Source organism: Companilactobacillus sp. FL22-1, from assembly GCF_043951805.1.
Lineage (GTDB): Bacteria > Bacillota > Bacilli > Lactobacillales > Lactobacillaceae > Companilactobacillus.
In genome coordinates, this window is record NZ_JBINJY010000001.1 from 147942 (window position 1) to 170750 (window position 22809).

A 22809-nucleotide genomic window follows, 5' to 3' on the forward strand; every position below is an offset into this window, starting at 1 on the left:
CAGAGGATACTTTTCGTCTATTAAAAATCAATCAACAGATTAAGCTTGGTATCTTGAAACACCGTCTAAGTATGTTTCTGACAAGGACATATCATCATTCAAGACGATAAAGTCAGCGTCACGACCGCCAGCAATGATCCCACATTTATCAAGGATCTTAGAACTCTTAGCAGCTGTGTAGCTAGCCATTTCAACGGCTTCTTCATCAGTCGCGATATTCCAATCAACAACATTCTTGATAGCTTCATTCAACATCAGAATTGAACCAGCTAAACTGTGGGGAGCTTCTTTCAACTTGGCTGTACCGTCAGCTACGACAACTGGCAATTCACCTAAGATGTAATCTCCGTCAGGCATTAAACCGGCACGCATACAGTCAGTAATCAAAGCAACATGTTCAGGAGTCTTCTTTTCAATAACGATTCTTGCAGCGTATGGATTGACATGGTGACCATCACAGATCAACTCGTCATCAACTAATTTCATTGAAAGAGCTGCACCGACCATACCTGGTAGACGATGGTTCAAACCGCTCATCCCGTTATAAGTATGTGTAAATCCAGTCGCACCAGCTTCGACACAGGCTTTAGCTTGTTCAAAGGTAGCATCACTGTGGCCCAGATAGACCGCAACTTTATCAGAGGCAACAGCCTTAACGAATTCAGGAGCACCTTTACGTTCTGGAGCAATTGAAATCTTTCTAATCATTCCGTGAGCAGCATCTTGCCAATCTTTAAATTCTTCAGCATCAGGATCTCGGAAGTACTTAGGATTTTGGGCACCCTTGTGTTTTTCTGTATAGAAAGGTCCTTCAAAATGAATTCCTTGTACTTTTGCACCTGTAACTTTTTGATAATTATCACCGATAGTGTGACAAATGCTCAACAGTTGATCATGTGAGGCTGTCAAAGTGGTTGGTAACCATGAAGTAACACCAGCCTTCAACAATCCTTCTGACATTTCATTCAACTTATCAAAATCATCGTCCATCACATCATGGCCTACTAAACCATGAATATGTGTATCTACTAAACCTGGGGCAATGAATTTATCGGAATAATCAACAATTTTGCCCGCTGGCTTTTCAGTTCCGGCTGGATAAAACTCACCGAATTTACCATCGTCGGTAACTTCTAGATAACCACCATTTTCAGTTGCATTTTTCAAAAAGAATTTTTTGGCTTGAATATAATATGACATTTAAACGTCTCCTCATAATTTATTGCTATATAAAAGGCTGAAACAAATTAATGTTCCAACCTTTCAAACTCATTAGTAACTATTCGTAATCGTGAATGGTAACCCCTTTAACAACACGATTAACTGTTCCACTAGCTGATGGTGTATCTGGAGTATTATTCACTTTGATTGAATTCAACAGAGCAAATGTTTGGGCAAATACAACATCTGGTAAAGCTTGATAAAGTTCTGGAAGATCTTTGTCACCGGCTGCAATGAAGAAATTGTCGCCAGTGAAATCATTGTCAGTTGAAGTCCCCACTCCAACGACTTTCTTACAAATTTCATCAGCTTTGATTTCTTCCAAGATATCAACGTCGTATTGACGAGTATATTTATCGTTGCTCATGAAATCAAAGACGATTGTCTTACCGTTAACATATGATTTAGGACCGTGACGGAATCCCATTGATGAATCGAAGATCGTAGTCAATGCGCCCGCTGTCAATTCAAGTACCTTCAATTGAGCTTCACGTGTTAGACCTGAAAGTGAGCCACTACCTAAGTAAGTGATTCGATCATAGTCTAAATCAGCGTAGGCTTGAATTTCATCTTCACGACTGATCACTTCTTGGCCCATCTTGATCATTGTGTCGACCCAAGCTTTTTTCTGGTCTTCAGCATTTGTATCAAAAATCAAAGCTGCCGTCAAAGTCATGCAAGAGAAGCTTCCGGTCATGGCGAATCCCTTATCGTTTGAAAGGGCTGGTTGAAGTAGCAATAAATTGCCGGCTTCGTTTTCAGCCTTTTTGGCTAAATGACCTTCTGGAGCACAAGTGATTGTAATTTGATACAAATTCTTAACTAGTTTTTCTGCAAGTTCAACTGTGGCAACACTTTCTGGAGAATTACCACTTCTAGCGAATGATACGAGAATAGTTGGATCGTCACTTCTTAAATTATCTAGCAGTGCAGATACAATATCAGTTGTAGGAACGCTTTCAAAAACAAAGTGGGCAGTATCACCAACACGATTTAAATATGGTCTGAGGGTATCGCCAACATATGCCGATGTACCCGCACCAGTGAAGATGACTCTGATTTTTTGGTTAGGGTAGCTAGAAGTTACCTTGTTCAAAAAGTCATCTATTTCTGATTTCTTGTCGGTATAGTTTTGGAAAGCCTCCTTCCATAAATCTGGTTGTTGTTGAATTTCACGGGTAGTGATTTTAGCACCCATTTTTTCTAATTCTTGATCTGTTTTTGTAAACATGATATTGAATCCCTTCTCTAAATAATTTTTAACCTAAGAACTTGATGTGTAAGACAGCCAACTCTTTGACTGTGAAGTCGACGTGATAGATTCCGTTTGAATCTAACTCAACATCTAAAATTTCATTTTGAACAGTACCGTCTTCCCCTCGATAAGTGATGGAAACTTGTTTAACGTTGCGATCCTTTAAGAAGAAATTAATACCCTTGATGTCATCGATCGACCAATTACTGAGGATCATCTGAGATTGATCTTCATCAATCACTAACTTGCAATTATACATATCGACCAAATGAGCTATACTCAATTCTTCTTCAAAGAACTTCTTCAAGTCACCTTCGCGGATGTCAGTATATTGAGCTTGCCAACCGTACTTAGGCGAATCAGTCATCGGTAATACATAAAATTTATCATCAGTTACTGTAACTGGACCCAATTTATTCTCTAAGCGGTCATAAGCAGATGAATGCACGTTGACACCGGCTTTATAAGTAATTTTCACGTAGTCGCCAGTGTGCGTCAGCATCGTCAATCTTGGATTATTGATACCAGAAATAGTTTCACCATCGAATTGTTCAAACGATTGATGTCCTGAACGATTCTTGATGACTTCAATCTCTGTAGCATTGATCAAGTCTAACAAATGACGATTATTCAAGATAATCACCGCATCCCCATCTAACAAGACGAAATTACGGGTAAAGATCTGCTTGATTTGATCATCAGACAAGGTATTGAGGAAATTACCAGTTATCGCAACACACTTATTTTTGATTTCCTGATCAAGATAATTTACTGGCTTGGTTGCGATTCCCATTGTGGAAAGCAATTCTAGCCATTGTGTTTGCGAAGCCATCAATCCTTCAAGCGTACCTGTTTGATCAATCTTAGTTTTAGCAACATCCTGATTCATCGGCACTATTACGCCACTTCGATGTTCAATATCAATGCCGTTCTCCATTAAGAAGTCTAAATATGCTTTATCATCGTTTAACAGGGAGGCATAACGATAAGTTGGATTGATTCCATCACCCATCATGCTGAACATGTTGAGTAAAACGCCATTGGCATGAACTAAACTAGTCGTGTCTAGTTGAAATTGCGTAAACTTGTTTGATTTTGCATATGGAGAATACAAGAAGCTTTCCATTTCTGGATAGATTTTATGACGTTGACCGATTTCTGTTCTTGTAGCAACGGTATATTTCTCAAAATCACGTGCATATTGTTGTGGACTTACTTCGTTGTAAGCTGGCAAATGTGGACGTGACACCGCTGGAGTGTTTTCACCACTCAATTCATCCAAGAGCTTTTGCCAATCACGACCTTCCAGTGCGTGAACTTCAGGCCATGAACTCATTAAACCTAAGGTCGTCGTGGGTGAAACAGCATGGACCTTTTGTTCAATTAAGTGAGCTACTTGTAAAATCTCTTTTCTGGCAACAGTCAAATAGGCATTGCGATACTTGTTTTCGCCACCAGTAAACATTCTTTCAACAAAATCTGCCCGTGACAAATCTGTTCCTAAAAGCTCGTTATATTGTTTCATGTGATCATCACAAAAACATCCCAATTTAAATGGTGCATTCTTGTAATGTCTAAAGTCATCTTCTAGCCACAGTTCATGTGGTTGAATGCTGGCCCAAATTGCATAGATATCACTAATATAATCAGCCCAGCCTTGATATCCAGGACAAGCCATTGAAATACTTTTAACACCTTGATAATTAACCATTGACTTAATATCGAGTTCCGGCTTAATATGAATTCCTCGGTCGGAGTGATTCATAGTTGTCCATGGATTCAAGCTGATCGTTATACCTAATTCTTTCAAAGGTTGACTGATTTCATCAACATTAGTGATTAATTCTTTGGCTTTTTCAAGAGTTATATGTGCGTCTGACAATTCTTCTTGATTGATAAAAAAAGCTACGTCGGAAATATGTGCTTCTTTAACAAATTCAAGTAAATTTTGTTTTTTTTCAGCATCATAAATATTTTTATCTATCGCTAATCGTAAAGTATACCGGTAAGGATTATTCATCCTCTTCATCATCCTCATCTGAATCAGCATTGATAAAGGCGTTGACATCAACGATGCCGTCTTTGGCCTCTTTCATTAGATCGGCTGTTTTGATATCTGAGCCGATGAATTTTTGATTAGCGTAATTAATGACCATTGGCAAGTTCAAGCCAGAAATAACTTGCATCTTAGGATATTCTTGCGTCAAATTGACAGCGACGTTTCCTGGAGTTCCACCAAGTAAATCTACGATCAAGAACACTGGTTCCTTGTCATAATACTTTTTGATTTCTGCTTCAGCTTTGGCCTTAAGATCTTCTGGTCCGTCAGATTTTTGAAGACCCAAAGCTGATGTCTCTGGTAATTCTCCGATAATTAATTCAGCTGATTTTAAAGTTTCGATTGCCATATTTCCATGACTCATCAAGATTAATGCCATTGTTAAATCCTCCTAGATTTTGCCAAGTACACCGATTGCTGATAGAGCAACAGCTGCGATAATAACGATAAAGATAACTTTTGTAGATGTCATACCTTTCTTACCTAGTAACCAGTAAACCAAACCTACAACTACAGCTGGAACAAGTTTTGGTAAGATCATATCGATATTGTTTTGAACAGGAAGTGTAACTTTACCCAAATGAGCTATAAATGGAACTTGAATGTTGATCATACTTGCAATTAGAGCACCAACAATGAAAACACCAAGCAATGTAGCAGCATCTGTTAAAGCGTTCAATTGACCTTGCATTTCTGAAACAAGTTTTGTACCTCTTGTATAAGCAAAGTGCAATTGTTTCCAACGAAAGACCATGATTGCAATGTTGACAGCTAACCAAAGGAACAATCCAATTGGGTTACCTTGTGCGGCCATTGTAGCAGCAATAGCACCCATGATAGTTGGAATTAAAGCAGCGAACAATGAATCACCGATGGCAGCGAATGGTCCCATTAAACCAGTTTTAATACCAGCAACAGTATCAAGACCGTCGGCACCTTCCTTACCTTCAATGGCAAGATCGATACCAGTAACGATTGTGTTAAAGAAATTACTTGTATTGAAGAATTGGTTATGAGTCTTCATAGCTTCCTTCAATTCAGGAGTACCGTCACCATAAATTTTTCTTAGTTGTGGCAAGATTGTATACAGATATCCAGAGGCTTGCATTCTTTCATAGTTCCAACCCATTTGGAAACCGAACAAACTACGCTTATTAATTTGAGTGAAATCTTTTTTAGTTAATGTATATTCTTTATTCTTCTTCATCACCGTTTATCTCCCCATTAGCGTCTTCAATTTCGTCTTCTTCATCTTCGTCATCAGAACCGGCTTTTGAACCAGCAGCTGGTGTGGCGTTCAATTTAGCAATTGATTTCTTGTATTCAAGAATGGCAAAGGCACCACCGATTAGGGCAATTGCTAACATTGGTAGAGAATTGAAGGTTGTTGTAAATGCTTTGCTAGCAGCAGTCAAACCTGTTCCAAGTGCTTGGATACTTGAGAATAATGTTGAAAGCAAGGCTGTAATTGTGAAACCTAGGATCAAGTATGCGATGTGTTTCTTAACTGGTAAGTAGTGTAGCAAGATAGCAAATCCGACAGCAGGTAATGTAGCACCGGCTGTTTGTAGACCTGTGTTTAACCATTGAAGATCACCGTTTAGATATGTAACCATTGTCTTAACAGCGCCTTGACCCAATGCCAAAGCTAGAAATACTGGGATACCACGTGATAGACACCATGGAAGTGCACCCATGATAGTATGTCTTTCAATACCCTTGTAGTTGAAGTTTTCAATATCCTTATCAACTTTGTGTTGGAAATAAGTATTAGCAAATCTAGCTAAGATATCAAATGATGTTAACAAAGCAGCAACTGGTACACCGATAGCGGCAACAGCTGTAGCAGCTTTCATACCTGTACCGATTGAAAAGGCTGTAGCCAAAACTGTACCTGAGTTAGCATCGATCTTTGAAGCACCACCGAAAGTACCAACACCAAGAACTGTTAGTTGTAGAGCAGCACCGATAATAAGACCGGTCTTCATATCCCCCATGACTAAACCAGAGATCATTCCGGCCCAGACTGGTTGACTTAATGATGAGTTCATTTGAAGTTCATCATAGATGTTGTACATAGAATATGCCGTTAAAAGTAATATTTGAACGATTGTAAATTCCATTGTTTTTTCCCCCAATTAATATGTGGTTATTTCTTGAATTCCTTTAAGATACCTGAGAAGTCTTTTGCATCGTCGTTTGGAACCATTTGGGCAGTGATTTTTACACCAGCATCCAAGATTTTTTGGAATGCATCATAATCATCGCTAGTAACATTGATTGATTGTGTAAGATGTTGAGTATTATCCTTTTGTGACATATTTCCAACATTAATAGTGTCGAATGTAACCCCTTCGTTGATCATCTCAACCAATGTCTCAGGTTTCTTTACTACAAGGAATACTTTTTGTGAGTCGTACTTACCAGCTAAAATGTTAGCTGAAGATTTCTTTGTTCCTAAAATACTCAAGTTAACTCCAGCTGGTTTAGCCAATTTAAGGGCAGTCTTTTGAATGTCGTTCTTTATAATATCGTTATCAACTACCATAATTCTTGAAGCTTGTAATTTTGTTGTCCATAAATTGGCCACTTGACCGTGAATTAATCTTTCATCAATTCTTACTGCAATAATACCCATAACTTTCTACCTCCAAATGTTTACTCTTCTTTAGGATTTATTACTGACATCGTGTCGAATGTGATAAGCAAATTGATCGCTTCTTGCAACACTCAATGTAAATTCAATAATTTGATTGTGCGGATTATACGTCTGGCGCCGAAGGTTCAAACAAGGGGTTCCCTCTTTTATGTCTAAATATTTACTATCATTAACACTCGTGATGCCTGCGAGAAAATATTCATCGGCATAATAAACCTGTTCGTTGAACTCTTCTGAAAAAACTGAATATAATGAGCGATTATTCAACATCGATTCAGTCATTAAACTGAAGTGATCAGCTGGTAAATAGGTGCGCTCCAGCATCACAGGAATTCCATCAGCATAACGTAGTCGCTTTAATTTAATGATTTGACTACCTACTTCAGTTTCCAAATTCTTAGCAAAGTATGCGTTAGCCTCCTTTCGTTCAAAACTAAGAAGTTTGGTTTGTGGTTTCTTCCCCAGTGAAATCATCTGCTTGTTGAAACTGTAACTACTATTCAAATCACTATTTAAATCAACTCTATTCACAAATGTGCCTTTTCCGTGAACACGTCTGATCAAGCCAGTAATTTCTAGCTCCATTAGAGCAGCTCTAACAGTCGTACGCGATAATTCGTATTTTTCTGCCAGTTCGCGTTCGGATGGTAACTTTGCATTTGCTGGTAAAGTTTGAATGTAATTAGTCAGCAAGTTGATTAACTGTTCTTGAAGAGTAATTTTCATACGAATCGAATCCTTTCTGGTATCAACCACAAGACCATTGTATACGGTTACAAATAGCATGGCAACATGTGGAATAGACCATTTTTTGAGTGGTTTATTTTAATAATCCTTTTATATCAACACTTATAACGTTGTAAAAATTAAGTGGTATTTTTTATTATGGGTTCATAAAAAGATACCACTTTGAAATTGGTCTAACCAATTTTTCATAAGTATAATCTTTTTTCATTAATGAATTTACAATCACTCAAATGTCTTATATACCAAGATAAAGAAAAAAGAACGTAGCGTTATGCATGCGTTCTTTCATATAGTGCTATATCTATTTATTGATAATTTTTGATATATAAAATTATCCAACTGTTGTTAACATATCACCAGCTTTAACTTCTCGCTCTGTAATACTTGGATCAAAGTGAAGGTTATTTTGTCCAGGTAGCACTAGTATGACGGTATCGTCTTTTTTATTGTCTTTAATTTCCTGTCTACTCATTCTTACTAGCGGATCACCAACCTCGACATGTTGCTTTTCTTCTACCAACATTTCAAATGGCTTACCATTCAGATCTACAGTATCAATCCCTAAATGAAGCAATATTTCCATATCTTTAGTGTCTTTTATAGAGATTGCATGTTTTGTTGGAAAAATGCTTACAATTTCACCTTTCACTGGTGAGACTACTACATCTGAATCTGGCTCGACCGCAAAACCATCACCCATTATTTTCTGAGAAAAAACCTGGTCCGATACATTTTCAATTGAAATTAATTTTCCATCTATGGGAGCAGCTAGTTCATTGCCTTTTTTCTTCTTAAAAAAATTAAACATTTTTCAACACCCTTTGACTATTTAGTTTCATTCTTTTCCATTCCTTAGCCATCCTCTCCATTGACTCTTCAACAAGTTCTCTGGAAGTACCTAGGTTGAATCTCAAGAAGTCATTGGCGTCTGCCACGTAATCATCACCTATACCAACAACGACACCAGCATTCATTGCCATATTTTGTGCAATAGTATGCATATCGAATTCAGAATTTGAAATATCTACCCATGGTAAATATGAGGATTCTACCTTTAATAATTTCCATTCTGGAAAATCGCTTTCCAAAGCCTTTTCGAAAATTTGTAAATTCTTTTTTATATAAGCTTCACACTGTGTTAACCACTCACCACATTCATTATATGCAGTAGTCATTGCAATTTGTCCCGGAACATTAGGAGAGGTAACAGAATTTTTTATATATTGCATCCTAAGTGCTGATCTTAACTGTTCATTTGGAATAATTGAGTATGATAGTTTAAGTCCACCAAGATTAAATGCTTTATTTGGGGAAGTGAACATAACTAAATTATTCAGGTATTTTTCTGGCAATTGGAGTGCAGAAATAAATTGTCCTTCCATAATATGCTCAGAATGAACTTCGTCACTAACCATAACTACATTATTTTCAAAACATAGCTGTGCTATTTTAAGTAGCTCGTCTTTACTCCAAATTCTTCCACTAGGATTATGTGGAGAGCAAAACATCATTATCTTTGGATGGTTCTTCTTCATCTCTGTTTCGATTCTATCAAAGTCTAAATAATAACGATCTTTTTTTAAAATCAAAGGAACTGTGATAACTCGTCTATCATTATGCTCGGCAGCATAAGCAAACGGACCATATACAGGTGTATTCATTATTATATAATCACCTGGTTCAGTTAAAGTTTGAACTAAACAGTGCATGTTTGGAACTGTTCCATATCCTAAGGTCACCCATTCTTGTTCAATGTGATTATTATGTTTTTTCAGCTGCCAATTGATAACACTTTGAAACCATTCTTGAGTAGCGTATGTATAGCCATATGCTCCATTTTGTGACATTCTAGTTAGCGCATCTCTGATCTCTGGAGCAGCTTTAAAGTCCATGTCAGCAATCCAAAGTGGAATAAAATCATCTGGAAGTCCGGGAAATTTTTTATTAACAATTTCTTTATCCCATTTTCTAGCATTGTCAATGCCTCTGTCTGCAATATCGTCAAAATCATATTTCATTTTAAAGTTGCTCCTCCTATATACCCATTTCCTTCTCTAGACCATCTTTTACACTTTGAACTTGAGCACCGTATACAACCTGAACGGCTTTATCAGCTTTAACAACTGCAAGAGCCCCTGACTGTTTCAAAGTATCTTCATTCATTTTTGAAGGATCTTTTAACATCAATCTCAAACGTGTAACACAGTTATCTAGTGATGTGATATTTCCAGCACCACCTAGAGCCCCTAAGATAACCTTTGGATCATAGATTCCATTTCCTTTAGTCATAACCGCAGCTCCATCATCTTCCCTACCTGGTGTTTTGACATTTTTCCTTAAAATATACCAACGGAAAACGAAGAAGTATATTGCAAACCAGACTATCCCTACTGGAATTAATATCCACCACTTAGATCCGGGTTGTAACCAGCCAAACAAGATCCAATCAATAACACCACCATCGGTATTACCCATTCTAGCGCCTAACAATGCCATAACAGACAAAGATAGACCTTGCATAATTGTATGGAATACATAAAGAATTGGTGAAACGAATAGGAAGAGATATTCTGTTGGTTCAGAAATTCCAGATACAAAACCTACTAAAGCTGCGGAAATCAGAATACCTTTTATTCGGTCACGATTTTTAGACTTAGCTGTGAAATAAATTGCTAAACAAATTGCTGGTAAACCAAACATGAAAGTTGGCATAAATCCTTGTGATAAGAACGCCGTTGCTTTACCAGAAATTGGAACTCCTGCATTCAATTCAGCATAAAATATATTTAAGGCACCATGAACTGTTTTTCCTGCAACTACTGCAGTACCACCAGCATCCGTGAAACGAATCATTGCTAACAAAATATGATGGAGTCCCATTAACTTTAAGACAGCTAAGGCAATTCCATACAAGAACGGACCGAAGACACCTGCATTTTGAATAACATGGCCTAATCCAATAATCCATCCCTGAATAGTTGGCCAAACAAATGGCACACCTAATCCCAGTATCGAACATACAATCACACTAATAATGGGAATAAATCTAATACCACCAAAGAAAGAAAAGGCATCTGGTAGTTTTATTTCTTGATATCTTTCTAACAATGCATAAACGATCAATCCAACAAAGATACCGCCCAAAACGCCCATCTCTAATGTCTGTATACCCAAGACCAATGATTGTCCAGCAGACTGCATTTTAGCTGCACTAACTAATTGATGTTGCTGTTGAAGCATAAAATTAATACCCATATTTAAAGAAATGTAACCTGCAAGAGCTGAAATTGCTCCAACACCTTTATTTTTCTTTGCTAATCCAAAAGGTATCGACATTGCAAACATTACAGGTAAATACGTAAATCCAAAACTTCCAACAGTGTTCATAAAACTAAAGATACTGTAAACGGCTGGAATCTTAAAGAATGGCATTCTTGCCATCATTGCTGGAGCGGTAAAAGAACTACCTAATCCAACCAAAATTCCCATTGCTGCTAAAGTGGCAATAGGGAACATAAATGACTTACCTAGATCTTGAAAAAAACCATAGATTTTCGTTTTGCGGCTAATCTTTTCTTCGTTTACTGCTTCGTTGTTATTACTCAATTGAAGTTTCCTCCTTGTTTTTTTATTAATTGAAAGCAAAAAAAGAGACAAAACCAAATAACCAATAAAATTGATTACAAGGTATTGCCTACTTAAAGTTACAAGCCCATTATTTGAATAATCTTTTTATATGTAGTGCAAGATATAGTTTTTCTGATGTATTCAGTGAAAAGTTTAATTGATCTTCAAAATACTTTACGACAAGATTTAATATTTTTCTCAATCTACGATCATGTTTTACCATTTCAGAATATAATTTTGATTCATATTCACTCAATTCGTCAGTTTCATCAGTTCCCCTTGCCCAACGAATCATTAAGTACTTCAAGTGAATTAAAAAACGATTGTAGCTAATATCACTCTTGTCTATTGTAATTTTCTTAGAAACAAGATTGCTTATCTCTTCAATTCTCTGTAAAAGTATCTCTGTTTTAATTTCACTCGGCTCATCATTACTTTCAATTTTGCTTTCAATCAAATGTATCGCAATGTATCCAGCTTCATCGTCTGGAATACTTATCCCTGAAACCTATTCAATAAGCTTGAGACCTACCTTTGCCGCATTAAACTCTCTCTCATAAAGAACTCTCAAGTCATTTAAAAAAGGATTTCCGATAAATATTCCGTCCTTCATTCTACCAACTGAAAAATAAATATGATCAGTTAAGGTAATTAAAAGAAAATCGTCATATTTATTGCCAGTATATTCTTTTGCAATATCAATAATTTTGCTGGTGACCTTGAAATATTCATACGGTACTTTTTTCAGTAATTGATTAAATTGATTAATAAATTCATCATTTTTTTCACTATTTTGTATTGTATAAACTTTATCGTTGGTCCCTAGCTCATAATTTTGATTTTTTTTATTTTGAAATCCTATACCCCTTCCCCATATTAATTTTTCGATGTGGTTAGAATCCTCGACTAAGATTACATTGTTATTAAGAATCTGTCGTATAAACATGGATGGCACCACCAGTCTTTTAGTAACCGTTTACATTTCGAACAATAGATTAATAACGCCGTTATGTCAACGGTGTATTTTTAAGCAAACCAAAAAAAAGTGATACCAGTTTAAACATATCCCCGTTTCATCAAGGCTTGACTATAATCCAAAAAAAATAATATTTGTATTTTCTTATTCCCCGTTATAACGGCAAAAAAAAGGCATATTCTTATACTAGCGATATGCCTTTTACTTTTTGAATATACTAATTTTAAAAACCTATATTAAAAATATTTTAAATTATATGAACACATACAAACGGATACGCTCACCTAACACTATTTAAATTCAGCGGGTAGCTTGCTCTTAATAAAGTCAGCAGAGTATTGTAATTTATCTAACTCTTCTTGAGGTAAATCCAATTGAATTTGCTTAACGATTCCTTTGCGTCCTACAATTGCTGGATATGAGAGGTAAACGCCATATTCTTGGCGGAAATTTGATACAGGCAATTCAATGTATGCGTCATTCAAAATTGCCATTGTTAACTTGACCGCTGCAGTTGAAATACCATAGTTGGTATACTTTTTACCACTGAAAACTGTAAAACCGCCCATTCGGATATCTTCATTTAACTTATCCAAATCCAATCCGTCTTTTTGTGCCAATTCAGTAATTGAATGATCGAGAACCTTAACCGTTGACCAAGCAGTAAATTGTGAATTACCATGCTCACCCAAGTTATATCCTGCAACCGAACGTGGATCAACATGTAACGCTGCACCAACTGCGCGTTTCATTCGTGCAGAATCAAGCAAGGTTCCTGTTCCCATGACACATTCTTTTGGTAGACCAGTAATTTTCTGATAAATAGAAACCATCACATCATTAGGATTACTAATTACCACAATTTTGCCATGAAATTTAGTAGCTTTAATTTTTTCGGCGACGTCTTCAACTGCTTTACTAGTAAAATCAAGCTCCGCAAACCGATCTGGTGTCTGACGATCTTGCAGTTTAATATTTCCGACTGCTGAAATAATTACTTCAGTATCATCTAATTGAGAGTAATCATTGACAAAAATATTGGTGTGGAATGGTAAATTGGCCATCGCATCTTCAAAATCCAAGGCATCCGCCTTCACTTTTTTCTCATTAATATCAATCATTACTAAGTCATCAACGGAACCACTTGAAACGATATAATGTGCACAAGCTGCACCAACGTTACCTGTTCCAATAATTGCTACTTTTCTTGTCATAAAATTACCTCTCATTCAAACTTAAGTTGTATTTGACATTATACTCTAATTTCATTAAAAAATAATTAATTTAACTTAATTAGTTAAATTGTAGCCATTTTGGCAACAAAAAAATCCCAGCAGTTGTTATCCACTGGGAATTCATAATATTTTGAAATTAAGCAATCTTCTCTATTTAAGATTCTTCTTAATATAATCGGCTGAATATTGAAGTTTATCTAGCTCTTCTTGAGGAAGGTCCAATTGCAATTGCTTGAGAATACCTTCACGGCCAACGATAGCTGGATATGATAAGTAAACGCCATATTCCTCACGATAGTTTGAAACTGGTAATTCGATTTTTGCATCATTTAAGATGGCTAATGAGAGGCGGACAGCAGCTGTAGAAATACCATAGTTGGTGTAGCCTTTACCATCAAAGACTGTGAAGCCACCCATTCTGACATCTTCATTGATTTTTTCCAAATCTAATCCTGACTCTTTAGCCAATTTTTCAATTGGTTGGTCCATAACTTTTACGGTCGACCAAGCAGTAAATTGTGAGTTACCATGTTCGCCCAAATTATAACCTTCAACTGAACGGGGATCGACAGAAAAGGCGTTACCAACTGCACGTTTCATTCTCGCTGAATCCAAAAGCGTTCCCGTACCAATGACACGTTCTTTAGGGAAACCAAGGATTTGTTGATACATTGAAGTCATAACATCATTAGGATTACTAATAACTACCATAATTCCATGGAACTTAGTCTGTTTGATTTTATTAGCAACATCAGTTACCGATTCTCCAGTTGGTTTTAGTTCGCCAAAACGATTAGGATGATCGCCACCAATCAAACTGATATGACCGACTGCTGAAATAATAATATCAGCATCGTCTAATTGTGAATAATCGTTTACAAAGATGTTTGTATGATAAGGCAAATTAGCCATAGCGTCTTCAAAATCAAGTGCATCTGCCTTAACCTTCTTCTCGTTCTGATCGATCAATACTAAGTCATCGACAAAACCACCAGCAACGATATAGTGCGCACAAGCTGCACCAACATTACCCATACCAATAATTCCAATTCTTCTTGTCATAAGCAAACTTCCTCGCAATCTAATTTTTTTAATATCTTTCCCTCTTTATTCTACACTCAAAAAAATAAACCGCTAATTCAAAATTGAATTAACGGCTTACGTTTATTTTCTATCTTCGTAATACTTAACTTTGCTCTTAATGATTCTTTCACACAAGTCAGCATATGAAATACCAGCTGCTTCGGCTTCTCTTGGCATCAATGACAATGGTGTCATACCAGGAAGTGTGTTAGCTTCCATGACATACAATTGACCATCACGAAGTAAGAAGTCGACACGGCCGTAATTACTCATGCCCAAAGCTTCGAAAGTTTTCTTTGTCAAAGCTTGCATCTTGCTATGAATTTCATCGTCTAAGTTATTTGGTGGTGTGATAAAGTGTGTAACATTATTTTCTTGGAACTTGTGTTGGAAGTCATACCAACCAGTATCAACAGTAACTTCAACCGCTGGAAGAACCAAGCCATCAACAATCGCAACTGAAAATTCACGGCCCTTGATATATTCTTCAATCAAAACTTCGCTATCGAATCTCAAAGCATCAGCAACTGATTCTCTCAATTCTGTTGCATTCTCGACGATATGTGTTCCGACACTTGAACCACCATTGGAAGGTTTAACAACCATTGGGTAGTTGAATGGAATATCTTCTGACAAAATCTTAGCTGTCTTAGTAGTTGTATACTTAGCAGTTGGGATATTGTCTTGAACAAAAATTTCTTTAGAATATTTCTTATCCATTGCTAAACCAGAAGCTAACGTACCACTTCCGGTATATCTGATATCAAAGACATCGAAAACAGCTTGCATCTTACCATTTTCACCATCTTCACCATGTAAGCCCATGTAAACAATATCAGCATGTTGGCAAATCTTTAATACGTTGGGGCCAAGTAACCCTCTAGTACCGTCAGTTCTAAGAGCGTTGATCTTTTCATCAGTTAAAACTTCGTCATCAATGATCAACTTGCTTTCGCTTTCTGGTTCAGTTGTAAAGAGATCGTCTATTTGATCTTCTGCAACATCCTTACCTAAAAATGAATCAATATAAGCTACTTCATAACCCTTGCCACGAAGTGCGTTGGTGATTTTAACTCCGGAAGATAAAGAAACATTTCTTTCCGTACTTCTTCCACCTGAAAGAACGACAATTTTCATTGTTATTCACCTAATCCTTTATTTTTTTCTTATTTAAGCGTATTCCTAGAACCTATAGAATAGCACAATCCCAAGCAGAAAACCATTTCAGCTTTAGGTTTAAGAAATTTTTTTTATAAATTCTCGAATTATTCACACATTTTTGGTTTAATTAGCGTTAAGGAGGATATAGCCTTGAAAAAATTAAACATTATTTTATTAGGTTTATTATCTGTGATTACACTGGGAGTTTTTTCAGCACAAAATGTTAAAGCTGATAGTTTAAGCGACCAGCCAGTTATGACCTTAGGTACATCTTTAACTTCTGACCAAAAGCAAGGAACAATCAATGCCTTGTCTTCACAAATTAGCGGCGGTAGCAATTACAATACAATTACCGTTACCGGCGATACTCTAGTGAAATACTTAAATCCAAGTGGTAATTCATTTACAAGTAACTCTGGAGTTTGGTCATCTGCTTTGATTCAAAAGACATCATCCGGTTCTGGTATCAATGTCAAAATCGTCGATTATAATGGTAAAAACAATATTACAACTATTACTGCCGATCAATATCGGAATGCCGCTGTTACAGCAGGTATCAGCGATGCCAATATTTATGTAACATCCGCTACCCCAATCGATGGTTCTGGTGCCTTAGCTGGTATCTATGCCGCTTATTCTAATAGTGGTGATTCTTTGAATCAGAGCCAAGTTAACGCAGCTCAAAAAGAAATGAACGTTTTGAGTGGCATTACTGACGCCAATAAGGGTACCGATGGTTATACTGACAAACAACTAAACAATGCCGTTGCTGGTATTAAATCAGACATGGCTAAAGAAGGTAGCAATATTACCGTCAACCAAATTACTACAATTGTTAATAACAACTTACAAAAGAATAATCTTCAAAACATCATTACTGACAATCAAAAACAACAAATTATCAATTTGATGGTCCAAATTAGAGATTCTGGAGCTTTGAAGAATTCCAACTTTAAAGAACAAGCTTCAAAATTGAGTAACGATATCATGAGTAAAGCTAAAAACATCTTCAACAATTTAAATACTCAAGAAAATCGTAACTTCTTACAAAGAATTTGGGATAGTATCGTATCTTTCTTTAGCGGTTTGTTCCATTAAAAGTAATTTATGCTCGCAAAGTTATTTTAACTTTGTGGGCTTTTTTTATTTGACTGCTGAAATCTCGGTTATCTGATCATTTCCTATTACATCTTATCCATCGTCTCATTCAACAATTCATCAACTCGATTATTACCGATATTCTGTGCGTGACCTTTAGTCCATTCAAAGCTCTTTTGTGGAATAGTTGGTAACAACCCATCTAATTCTTTCCATAATTCAACATTTGCAGGGACACTTCCATCAGCTTTTTTATAACCGCGTTTTTTCCAGCCGTTGAGCCATCCCTTGGTGATTGCATTCAATACATATTGAGAATCTAAGACAAATATCGTATTTTGTTGATTGATTTTTAATTCATTTAATCGTTTAATACTCTGGATTAGGGCCATTATCTCCATCCGGTTATTAGTTGCACCAAATTCACCTGCCGTACCTTCAAATGTTTCACCATGATTGCTGATATGGTAGGCCCAGGCACCTTTGTCCGATGTCATGACGTGTCCACCTTTAAAATTACCATGATTTCTGGAACCACCATCGGTATAAACGACAGTTTCAAAATCTGCAATATCTAAAGTTTTTCGCTTATTTGCTTCTGTTTGTGGTTTCAATTTTGATTTCGTTGTACTCTTAATGTAAGAATCCTTGCCACCCAAAAAGGCTTCAGCTTGGGCTCGATCAGTGAAACTTTTGTATCTCGCACCCGAAAATCCATCGACTTGGGCTTTACATTCTGCCCAGGTCAAATAGATACCTGGTTTCTTTCCACGTCTTACTGCATAATATTTTTGCAATTGTCATACCTCATTTGGTTAAAATTTCTCAATAATAATTATATAATAATATCTTGTTGGGGTGAATTTATGAAAAATGGGCAATGGCCAATTCTCTACATCCACGGTTTTCGGGGTGGGGATTATACGACACAGAAAATGATTGAATCAGCTTTGAACTGTAATGGTAAGAAAAAAGACCAGTTCCTTAAAGCCACCATCAACTGGCGTGGCAAAATCACATATGAAGGAATCTGGACTGAGGATGAACATCCTATTGTTCAAGTGGTTTTTCAAAATAAATGGGTTGGCAGCAACCAGATGGAATATTGGTTATTAAAACTCTTATTCGATTTACGGACAAAACACGAGTTTGAAACCTATGACGCAATTGGGCACTCTTTAGGTGCCGTAGCTTTAGTACTGACAAGTTTACGTGAAAAAATGCGTTCATACATGCCAAGGCTAAAGAAATTAGTACTCATTGCTGGACCATTCAATGGAATTATTGGTTTAGGCGACTTACCTAATATTAATCGTCTCAAACCAAATGGACGTCCAGCATTTATGAGTCCAACATATTTTAGAATCTTTGTTAACCGTAATAACGTTTCAGATGATCTTCGTGTTATAAATATTTTTGGTAATGTTGATGACCACTCAAACAGCGACAAATACATTTCAGTGACTTCAGCCAAATCCATCTCCTACATCCTTAAACCAAGGGTCAAGGAGTACACTGAATATTTAATTAAAGGCTCAACCGCTGAGCATTCAATGCTTCACGATGATTCGGAAATCTTAGACACTGTTAATGGATTTATTTACAACAATCCGTTATCCTAGCGTTATATAACGGCATTCAGTTTTAACAGGAATTTGGAGGGGATTTCTATCAAAGCTTGGGAGCTATTCAGACTAGATATTAAACGGACATTACAATCAAAACCAGCGACATTACTCATGTTGGCACTGGTCATTTTGCCATGTCTTTATTGTTGGTTCAACGTCTGGGCCTTATGGGACCCATATTCCAACACTAGTGACCTGAAAGTCGCAGTTTATTCAGATGATCAAGCTGTTGAATTGCAAGGTCAAAAAATCGAAATTGGTGATCAACTGATTTCCAATCTAAAAAAGAATCACAAATTGGGCTGGACTTTTGTCAGTTCCAAAGAAAAACTTGATCAAGGGGTAAAAGACGGTTCCTACTATGCTGGTATCTATATCCCTAAAAACTTTTCGAAGGATATCATTAGTTTCTTATCTGGTAATATCAAGAAACCTACGCTGGTCTTCAAAGTTAATCAGAAGATAAACGCCATTGCCCCGAAGCTGACTGAGACAGGTGCAACGACGTTACAAAATACTATCTCAGATGAGTTTGTCGGAACTATCAGTAAAACGATAACTAGCGTACTGAACAAATCCGGTGGTGATCTACAACATAATCTACCTATGTTAAGACGTCTATCGGCTTTATTGATCACGACCAATGATAATATGCCTGAATTACAAAGTATTATGGACAAAGTCCAAAAGGCTAACACCTTAGTTCCAAACTTGAACCAGAAGTTACAAGAAGCCAACGATATGTACGGTTACTTGCCACTATTGAATCAAGATGCACAAAAATTGGTTAATTTGAATAATTTCTTGCCTCTAGCAGATGCTGGTGGGATTGCTGCCAAGGACCTTAAGACAAAAATCCCCGAAATTCAAAACGCTGGTTCACAGATCAATGAAGTCGACAATGACTTTGGAAAAATCTCTGGATTAATGACCAACAGCATAAATCAAGTTGAAAATGGTATTTCCGTGATTACAAAAGTTCAAAAAGTAATGCCTGAAGTGCAACAACTTGGTAAAGATGCGCAAAGTGCTGTTGAAAAAGCCAACAATGAACTGATTCCAAAGATCCAGCAGGCTATACCAGTGATCAAAACTACCATTGATACAGGATTGTCGATGATCTTTAATATTGCTACTCAGATCAGTAACTCAATGCAAAATATCAGTAAGTTGATTGATAAGATCAAAGATGACCCAACCAATCAACAACTTAAAGAACAATTAAAGACTGTAATTCAAAATGTAGCTGACGATGCAACTCAACTATCAACTGTAAGTAAGCAGATTGCTTCTTCATTGTCTGACTTACAAACACTTTACAACAATGTTGCTCAACAACTTGGCAAAGATCCAACTACAGCTTTGGATAAGCCAATCCAACACTTAAATGACTTGTCTGCTTTGAATGATACTTTAGCTGCCAAAGCTAATGACATTTTGGACAATTATGACAGCTTGGATACAACTCAATTGCAGGCTAAACTAGCTGATCTACAAACACAGGCTGATAAGATAGCCGATGGTATCAATACCTTGAAGGGTCTCAATATTATGGATAGTGTATCTAGCACTATTAGTAGTATTTCGACCTTCTTAAAAGATGCTGGAACAACTCTAAGCGATATCAACACGGACATCATCCCTGCTGTTCCTGGTCTTTTGAACAATACCAAGGGTATCCTAGAAACAGCTTTAACTTATCTGCAAAAGTATCAAAAACAATTACCTGCCGTGGGCAATGAAATACACGATGCCAATCAATTACTGAACGGCAATATGAGTAATATTATTACCGGAATCAACTTAACTAATGATTTCTACAATAATGATTACCCTACCCTCAAAAAGAAATTGGCCACAGCAACGTTCTTTGTACAATATCAATTGCCTCAGATCGAAAATGAATTGACTACAACTTTGAACTTGGTCAACTCCAAGACACCTGAACTTGAACAAGCTCTATCTACTGCCAACAACTTCATCGAAAATGATTGGCCACAGTTGAAGAAAGATATTCATCATTCCGCTTCCTTGCTCAAGAAAGGCGAAAAGAATGTCGATTTAGACGCCTTGATCAAATTGATGAAATCCGATGCGAATAAGGAATCCGACTTCTTCTCTAACCCTGTTAAGTTGAAGCAGGATAACTTGTATGACGTACCAAATTACGGTTCAGCTAGTGCTCCATTCTACTTGGCGCTATGTATTTGGGTCGGTGCATTATTGCTTTCCAGTGTCTTCACAGTGCATTTTGAACTCAATGAACGTCAAAAACAGCGTTACACCTTTAAGCAAAGATTTAATGGCCGTTTCTTGACCTTTGGCTTTTTGAATCAACTTCAAGCCATTGCCGCAGCTCTGGGTAACTTATACATTCTGCATGCTTATACCAAGGAAAAAGTCTTGCTGGTAGTATTCTGTATGCTGGTCAGTCTAGTCTTTATTTCCATTCTCTACTCACTAGTTCAGATGTTTGGGACCGTCGGTAAAGGCCTAGGAATCATCATCTTAGTTCTGTCCATCTCTGGTGCCGGTGGAAACTTCCCAGTAGTCTTGTCAGATGGGTTCTTCCGATTTATTAATCCGTACTTGCCATTTACTTATGCGGTCAACTTGATCCGTGAAGCTGTCGGTGGAATATATTGGCCTAATGCCACGAAAGATATTATTATATTAATAGCCTTTGGTGTAGCCTTCTACTTATTAGGTCTACTTACGACTGAAAAGCTCAAACCATTCATCCACAAGCTACACAAGAGTGCTAAGAAGAGTATGCTCGTTGAGTAATTTGTTTGTAAAAGGGAGAAGTTGTTTCAATGTCTGAGATAAAAATGAAGTCTTATCGACCTTTCATCACCCAAAATTTCTTTTGGGATTTTCCAACCCATTTTAATTTAAAAGCTGTAAGTGAATTCTTGGGTATGCAGATCGATCCGACGACAGAATATATTTCTAATACCGCCAAAGTTATCATGCGGAATGAAGGTATCTACTGGTTTTTGAATCGGAAACACCATGACGAAATCGTAGCTGAGATCTCTTTGAGCGACCTTGATTTGAATCAGCATTCTGCCGCCTTAATGGTCACTGTTAAAACTTTGACGAATGCGGAAAAGCAAGAGATTGCCGATCGACTTTTAAGCTTTGTCAAAGACCAACTGGCTTTAAAAACAATCAAAATTAATCAACTTGATCATCTTTTTCAAGAAAACTTCACAAATAATGGATATAATACTTCTAACAACAATACATTAAAGAGGAGTTAACATATATGTACGGATATGGTTATGGTTTTGGTCCGAGCTATTTATTGATTCTGATTGGTTTAGTCATCAGTCTCTGGGCATCCTGGTACGTAAATCATAATTTCCAAAAATATGATCAGTTCACCAGTCATCGTGGTAAAAGCGGTGCTGATGCCGCCAGATATATTCTGGATAGTGCGGGCTTACAAGATATTCAAATCAATCGTGTCGGTGGTAAACTGACCGATAATTACAATCCTGGCAATAAGACTTTAAATTTATCTGAATCGACTTATGATTCAACTTCAGTTGCGGCCATCGGTGTCGCTGCTCACGAATGTGGACATGCGATTCAAGATCAGACCAGCTATGCTCCTATGCGAATGAGAGCTGCTCTAGTCCCAGCCGTCAATTTAGGATCGAATGTATCAATTCCCTTGATCATTATTGGTGCCCTTTTAGGAATGAACCACACATTGATCACCATCGGAATCTGGCTCTTTGCTCTAGTCGTCTTATTCCAAGTCGTAACTTTACCAGTTGAATTCAATGCTTCCAACCGAGCTATTAGTATTTTAAGCTCAGGAGACATTCTCGACAGCGATGAAGTGCCAATGGTCAGAAAAGTTTTATTCTCAGCTGCATTAACATATGTAGCAGCGGTTATTTCAACTGCTCTACAGCTATTACGTTTAATTTTAATATTTGGTAACAATCGAAATTAATGAAAGCCGTGCAAACGGCTTTTTTATTTTTCTTAAAAGCCGTAAAAATTAGATTTTATTAGTTTTTTGAAGTAAACTTTCTAGTAAGAA

The 22809-nt window shown here is 36.9% G+C and carries 22 protein-coding genes; 5 read left to right on the plus strand and 17 right to left on the minus strand.

From position 1 onward, the window contains the following. Positions 1–39: 39 nt before the first annotated feature. From nagA to ACG72T_RS00745, 16 genes are all read right to left on the minus strand, one after another. Positions 40–1200: an N-acetylglucosamine-6-phosphate deacetylase gene (gene nagA, locus ACG72T_RS00670; protein ID WP_395264012.1), complete on the minus strand. Its 1161-nt coding sequence runs from the start codon at positions 1198–1200 to the stop codon at positions 40–42. 79 nt (positions 1201–1279) lie between these two features. Next, a complete protein-coding gene (locus ACG72T_RS00675) occupies positions 1280–2452 on the minus strand; it encodes an SIS domain-containing protein (protein WP_395264013.1) in 1173 nt (390 codons plus the stop codon). A 28-nt stretch (positions 2453–2480) separates the two neighbouring features. Next, complete coding sequence (locus ACG72T_RS00680) at positions 2481–4496, minus strand: hypothetical protein (RefSeq protein WP_395264014.1); 2016 nt, start codon at positions 4494–4496, stop codon at positions 2481–2483. Continuing rightward, the gene (locus ACG72T_RS00685) at positions 4489–4914 is read right to left on the minus strand and encodes a PTS sugar transporter subunit IIA (protein ID WP_395264015.1); all 426 of its coding nucleotides are present in this window, start codon (positions 4912–4914) and stop codon (positions 4489–4491) included. Before ACG72T_RS00685 ends, ACG72T_RS00680 begins: the two co-directional genes overlap by 8 nt. Before the next feature lie 12 nt (positions 4915–4926). After that, entirely contained in the window at positions 4927–5742 is an 816-nt protein-coding gene (locus ACG72T_RS00690) for a PTS system mannose/fructose/sorbose family transporter subunit IID (protein ID WP_395264016.1), read from the minus strand. Further along, positions 5729–6658, minus strand: a complete 930-nt coding sequence (locus ACG72T_RS00695; protein ID WP_395264017.1) for a PTS mannose/fructose/sorbose/N-acetylgalactosamine transporter subunit IIC — start codon at positions 6656–6658, stop codon at positions 5729–5731. Before ACG72T_RS00695 ends, ACG72T_RS00690 begins: the two co-directional genes overlap by 14 nt. A gap of 26 nt (positions 6659–6684) precedes the next feature. Then, positions 6685–7173 (minus strand): PTS system mannose/fructose/N-acetylgalactosamine-transporter subunit IIB, encoded by a 489-nt coding sequence (locus ACG72T_RS00700; protein ID WP_395264018.1) that lies wholly within the window; start codon positions 7171–7173, stop codon positions 6685–6687. A gap of 30 nt (positions 7174–7203) precedes the next feature. Then, a complete protein-coding gene (locus tag ACG72T_RS00705) occupies positions 7204–7920 on the minus strand; it encodes a GntR family transcriptional regulator (RefSeq protein WP_395264167.1) in 717 nt (238 codons plus the stop codon). Between the two features lie 352 nt (positions 7921–8272). Next, positions 8273–8749 carry a PTS glucose transporter subunit IIA gene (locus ACG72T_RS00710; protein ID WP_395264019.1) on the minus strand — a complete coding sequence of 159 codons (477 nt, stop codon included), beginning with the start codon at positions 8747–8749 and terminating at the stop codon, positions 8273–8275. Further along, positions 8742–9959, minus strand: coding sequence for a MalY/PatB family protein (locus ACG72T_RS00715; RefSeq protein ID WP_395264020.1), 1218 nt, complete (start codon positions 9957–9959; stop codon positions 8742–8744). Before ACG72T_RS00715 ends, ACG72T_RS00710 begins: the two co-directional genes overlap by 8 nt. A 16-nt stretch (positions 9960–9975) precedes the next feature. Beyond that, positions 9976–11457 carry a PTS transporter subunit EIIC gene (locus tag ACG72T_RS00720; RefSeq protein WP_395264168.1) on the minus strand — a complete coding sequence of 494 codons (1482 nt, stop codon included), beginning with the start codon at positions 11455–11457 and terminating at the stop codon, positions 9976–9978. A gap of 199 nt (positions 11458–11656) precedes the next feature. Continuing rightward, complete coding sequence (locus ACG72T_RS00725) at positions 11657–12025, minus strand: PRD domain-containing protein (RefSeq protein WP_395264021.1); 369 nt, start codon at positions 12023–12025, stop codon at positions 11657–11659. Between the two features lie 51 nt (positions 12026–12076). After that, entirely contained in the window at positions 12077–12514 is a 438-nt protein-coding gene (locus ACG72T_RS00730) for a CAT RNA binding domain-containing protein (RefSeq protein WP_395264022.1), read from the minus strand. Between the two features lie 320 nt (positions 12515–12834). Beyond that, a complete protein-coding gene (locus ACG72T_RS00735; RefSeq protein WP_395264023.1) occupies positions 12835–13758 on the minus strand; it encodes an L-lactate dehydrogenase in 924 nt (307 codons plus the stop codon). A gap of 171 nt (positions 13759–13929) precedes the next feature. After that, positions 13930–14841, minus strand: coding sequence for an L-lactate dehydrogenase (locus tag ACG72T_RS00740; RefSeq protein WP_395264024.1), 912 nt, complete (start codon positions 14839–14841; stop codon positions 13930–13932). Positions 14842–14943: 102 nt separating this feature from the next. Then, positions 14944–15999 carry a D-alanine--D-alanine ligase gene (locus ACG72T_RS00745; RefSeq protein WP_395264025.1) on the minus strand — a complete coding sequence of 352 codons (1056 nt, stop codon included), beginning with the start codon at positions 15997–15999 and terminating at the stop codon, positions 14944–14946. A 174-nt stretch (positions 16000–16173) separates the two neighbouring features. Here ACG72T_RS00745 and ACG72T_RS00750 point away from each other — a divergent pair, with 174 nt between their 5' ends. After that, on the plus strand, positions 16174–17121 hold the full coding sequence (locus ACG72T_RS00750) for a DUF1002 domain-containing protein (RefSeq protein WP_395264026.1): 948 nt from the start codon (positions 16174–16176) through the stop codon (positions 17119–17121). 86 nt (positions 17122–17207) lie between these two features. On the opposite strand, the gene ACG72T_RS00755 is transcribed toward ACG72T_RS00750, so the two are convergent. Further along, entirely contained in the window at positions 17208–17918 is a 711-nt protein-coding gene (locus tag ACG72T_RS00755) for a ribonuclease H family protein (protein WP_395264027.1), read from the minus strand. Positions 17919–17987: 69 nt separating this feature from the next. Between ACG72T_RS00755 and ACG72T_RS00760 the strand changes: the two genes are divergently transcribed. The 4 genes from ACG72T_RS00760 to ACG72T_RS00775 are packed head-to-tail and all read left to right on the plus strand — an operon-like array spanning position 17988 to position 22719. Continuing rightward, positions 17988–18743 carry an alpha/beta hydrolase gene (locus tag ACG72T_RS00760; protein WP_395264028.1) on the plus strand — a complete coding sequence of 252 codons (756 nt, stop codon included), beginning with the start codon at positions 17988–17990 and terminating at the stop codon, positions 18741–18743. Between the two features lie 33 nt (positions 18744–18776). Next, on the plus strand, positions 18777–21536 hold the full coding sequence (locus ACG72T_RS00765) for a YhgE/Pip family protein (protein WP_395264029.1): 2760 nt from the start codon (positions 18777–18779) through the stop codon (positions 21534–21536). A 29-nt stretch (positions 21537–21565) separates the two neighbouring features. Then, positions 21566–22015, plus strand: coding sequence for a hypothetical protein (locus ACG72T_RS00770; RefSeq protein WP_395264030.1), 450 nt, complete (start codon positions 21566–21568; stop codon positions 22013–22015). Positions 22016–22020: 5 nt separating this feature from the next. After that, positions 22021–22719 (plus strand): zinc metallopeptidase, encoded by a 699-nt coding sequence (locus ACG72T_RS00775; RefSeq protein WP_395264031.1) that lies wholly within the window; start codon positions 22021–22023, stop codon positions 22717–22719. Positions 22720–22809 lie beyond the last annotated feature (90 nt).

What these genes read in the sequence shown, in the direction of transcription:
- nagA (WP_395264012.1), bottom strand. Translation starts at nt 1,200, where the DNA reads ATGTCATATTATATTCAAGCCAAAAAATTCTTTTTGAAAAATGCAACT.
- ACG72T_RS00675 (WP_395264013.1), bottom strand. Translation starts at nt 2,452, where the DNA reads ATGTTTACAAAAACAGATCAAGAATTAGAAAAAATGGGTGCTAAAATC.
- ACG72T_RS00680 (WP_395264014.1), bottom strand. Translation starts at nt 4,496, where the DNA reads ATGAATAATCCTTACCGGTATACTTTACGATTAGCGATAGATAAAAAT.
- ACG72T_RS00685 (WP_395264015.1), bottom strand. Translation starts at nt 4,914, where the DNA reads ATGGCATTAATCTTGATGAGTCATGGAAATATGGCAATCGAAACTTTA.
- ACG72T_RS00690 (WP_395264016.1), bottom strand. Translation starts at nt 5,742, where the DNA reads ATGAAGAAGAATAAAGAATATACATTAACTAAAAAAGATTTCACTCAA.
- ACG72T_RS00695 (WP_395264017.1), bottom strand. Translation starts at nt 6,658, where the DNA reads ATGGAATTTACAATCGTTCAAATATTACTTTTAACGGCATATTCTATG.
- ACG72T_RS00700 (WP_395264018.1), bottom strand. Translation starts at nt 7,173, where the DNA reads ATGGGTATTATTGCAGTAAGAATTGATGAAAGATTAATTCACGGTCAA.
- ACG72T_RS00705 (WP_395264167.1), bottom strand. Translation starts at nt 7,920, where the DNA reads ATGAAAATTACTCTTCAAGAACAGTTAATCAACTTGCTGACTAATTAC.
- ACG72T_RS00710 (WP_395264019.1), bottom strand. Translation starts at nt 8,749, where the DNA reads ATGTTTAATTTTTTTAAGAAGAAAAAAGGCAATGAACTAGCTGCTCCC.
- ACG72T_RS00715 (WP_395264020.1), bottom strand. Translation starts at nt 9,959, where the DNA reads ATGAAATATGATTTTGACGATATTGCAGACAGAGGCATTGACAATGCT.
- ACG72T_RS00720 (WP_395264168.1), bottom strand. Translation starts at nt 11,457, where the DNA reads ATGTTCCCTATTGCCACTTTAGCAGCAATGGGAATTTTGGTTGGATTA.
- ACG72T_RS00730 (WP_395264022.1), bottom strand. Translation starts at nt 12,514, where the DNA reads ATGTTTATACGACAGATTCTTAATAACAATGTAATCTTAGTCGAGGAT.
- ACG72T_RS00735 (WP_395264023.1), bottom strand. Translation starts at nt 13,758, where the DNA reads ATGACAAGAAAAGTAGCAATTATTGGAACAGGTAACGTTGGTGCAGCT.
- ACG72T_RS00740 (WP_395264024.1), bottom strand. Translation starts at nt 14,841, where the DNA reads ATGACAAGAAGAATTGGAATTATTGGTATGGGTAATGTTGGTGCAGCT.
- ACG72T_RS00745 (WP_395264025.1), bottom strand. Translation starts at nt 15,999, where the DNA reads ATGAAAATTGTCGTTCTTTCAGGTGGAAGAAGTACGGAAAGAAATGTT.
- ACG72T_RS00760 (WP_395264028.1), top strand. Translation starts at nt 17,988, where the DNA reads ATGAAAAATGGGCAATGGCCAATTCTCTACATCCACGGTTTTCGGGGT.
- ACG72T_RS00770 (WP_395264030.1), top strand. Translation starts at nt 21,566, where the DNA reads ATGTCTGAGATAAAAATGAAGTCTTATCGACCTTTCATCACCCAAAAT.
- ACG72T_RS00775 (WP_395264031.1), top strand. Translation starts at nt 22,021, where the DNA reads ATGTACGGATATGGTTATGGTTTTGGTCCGAGCTATTTATTGATTCTG.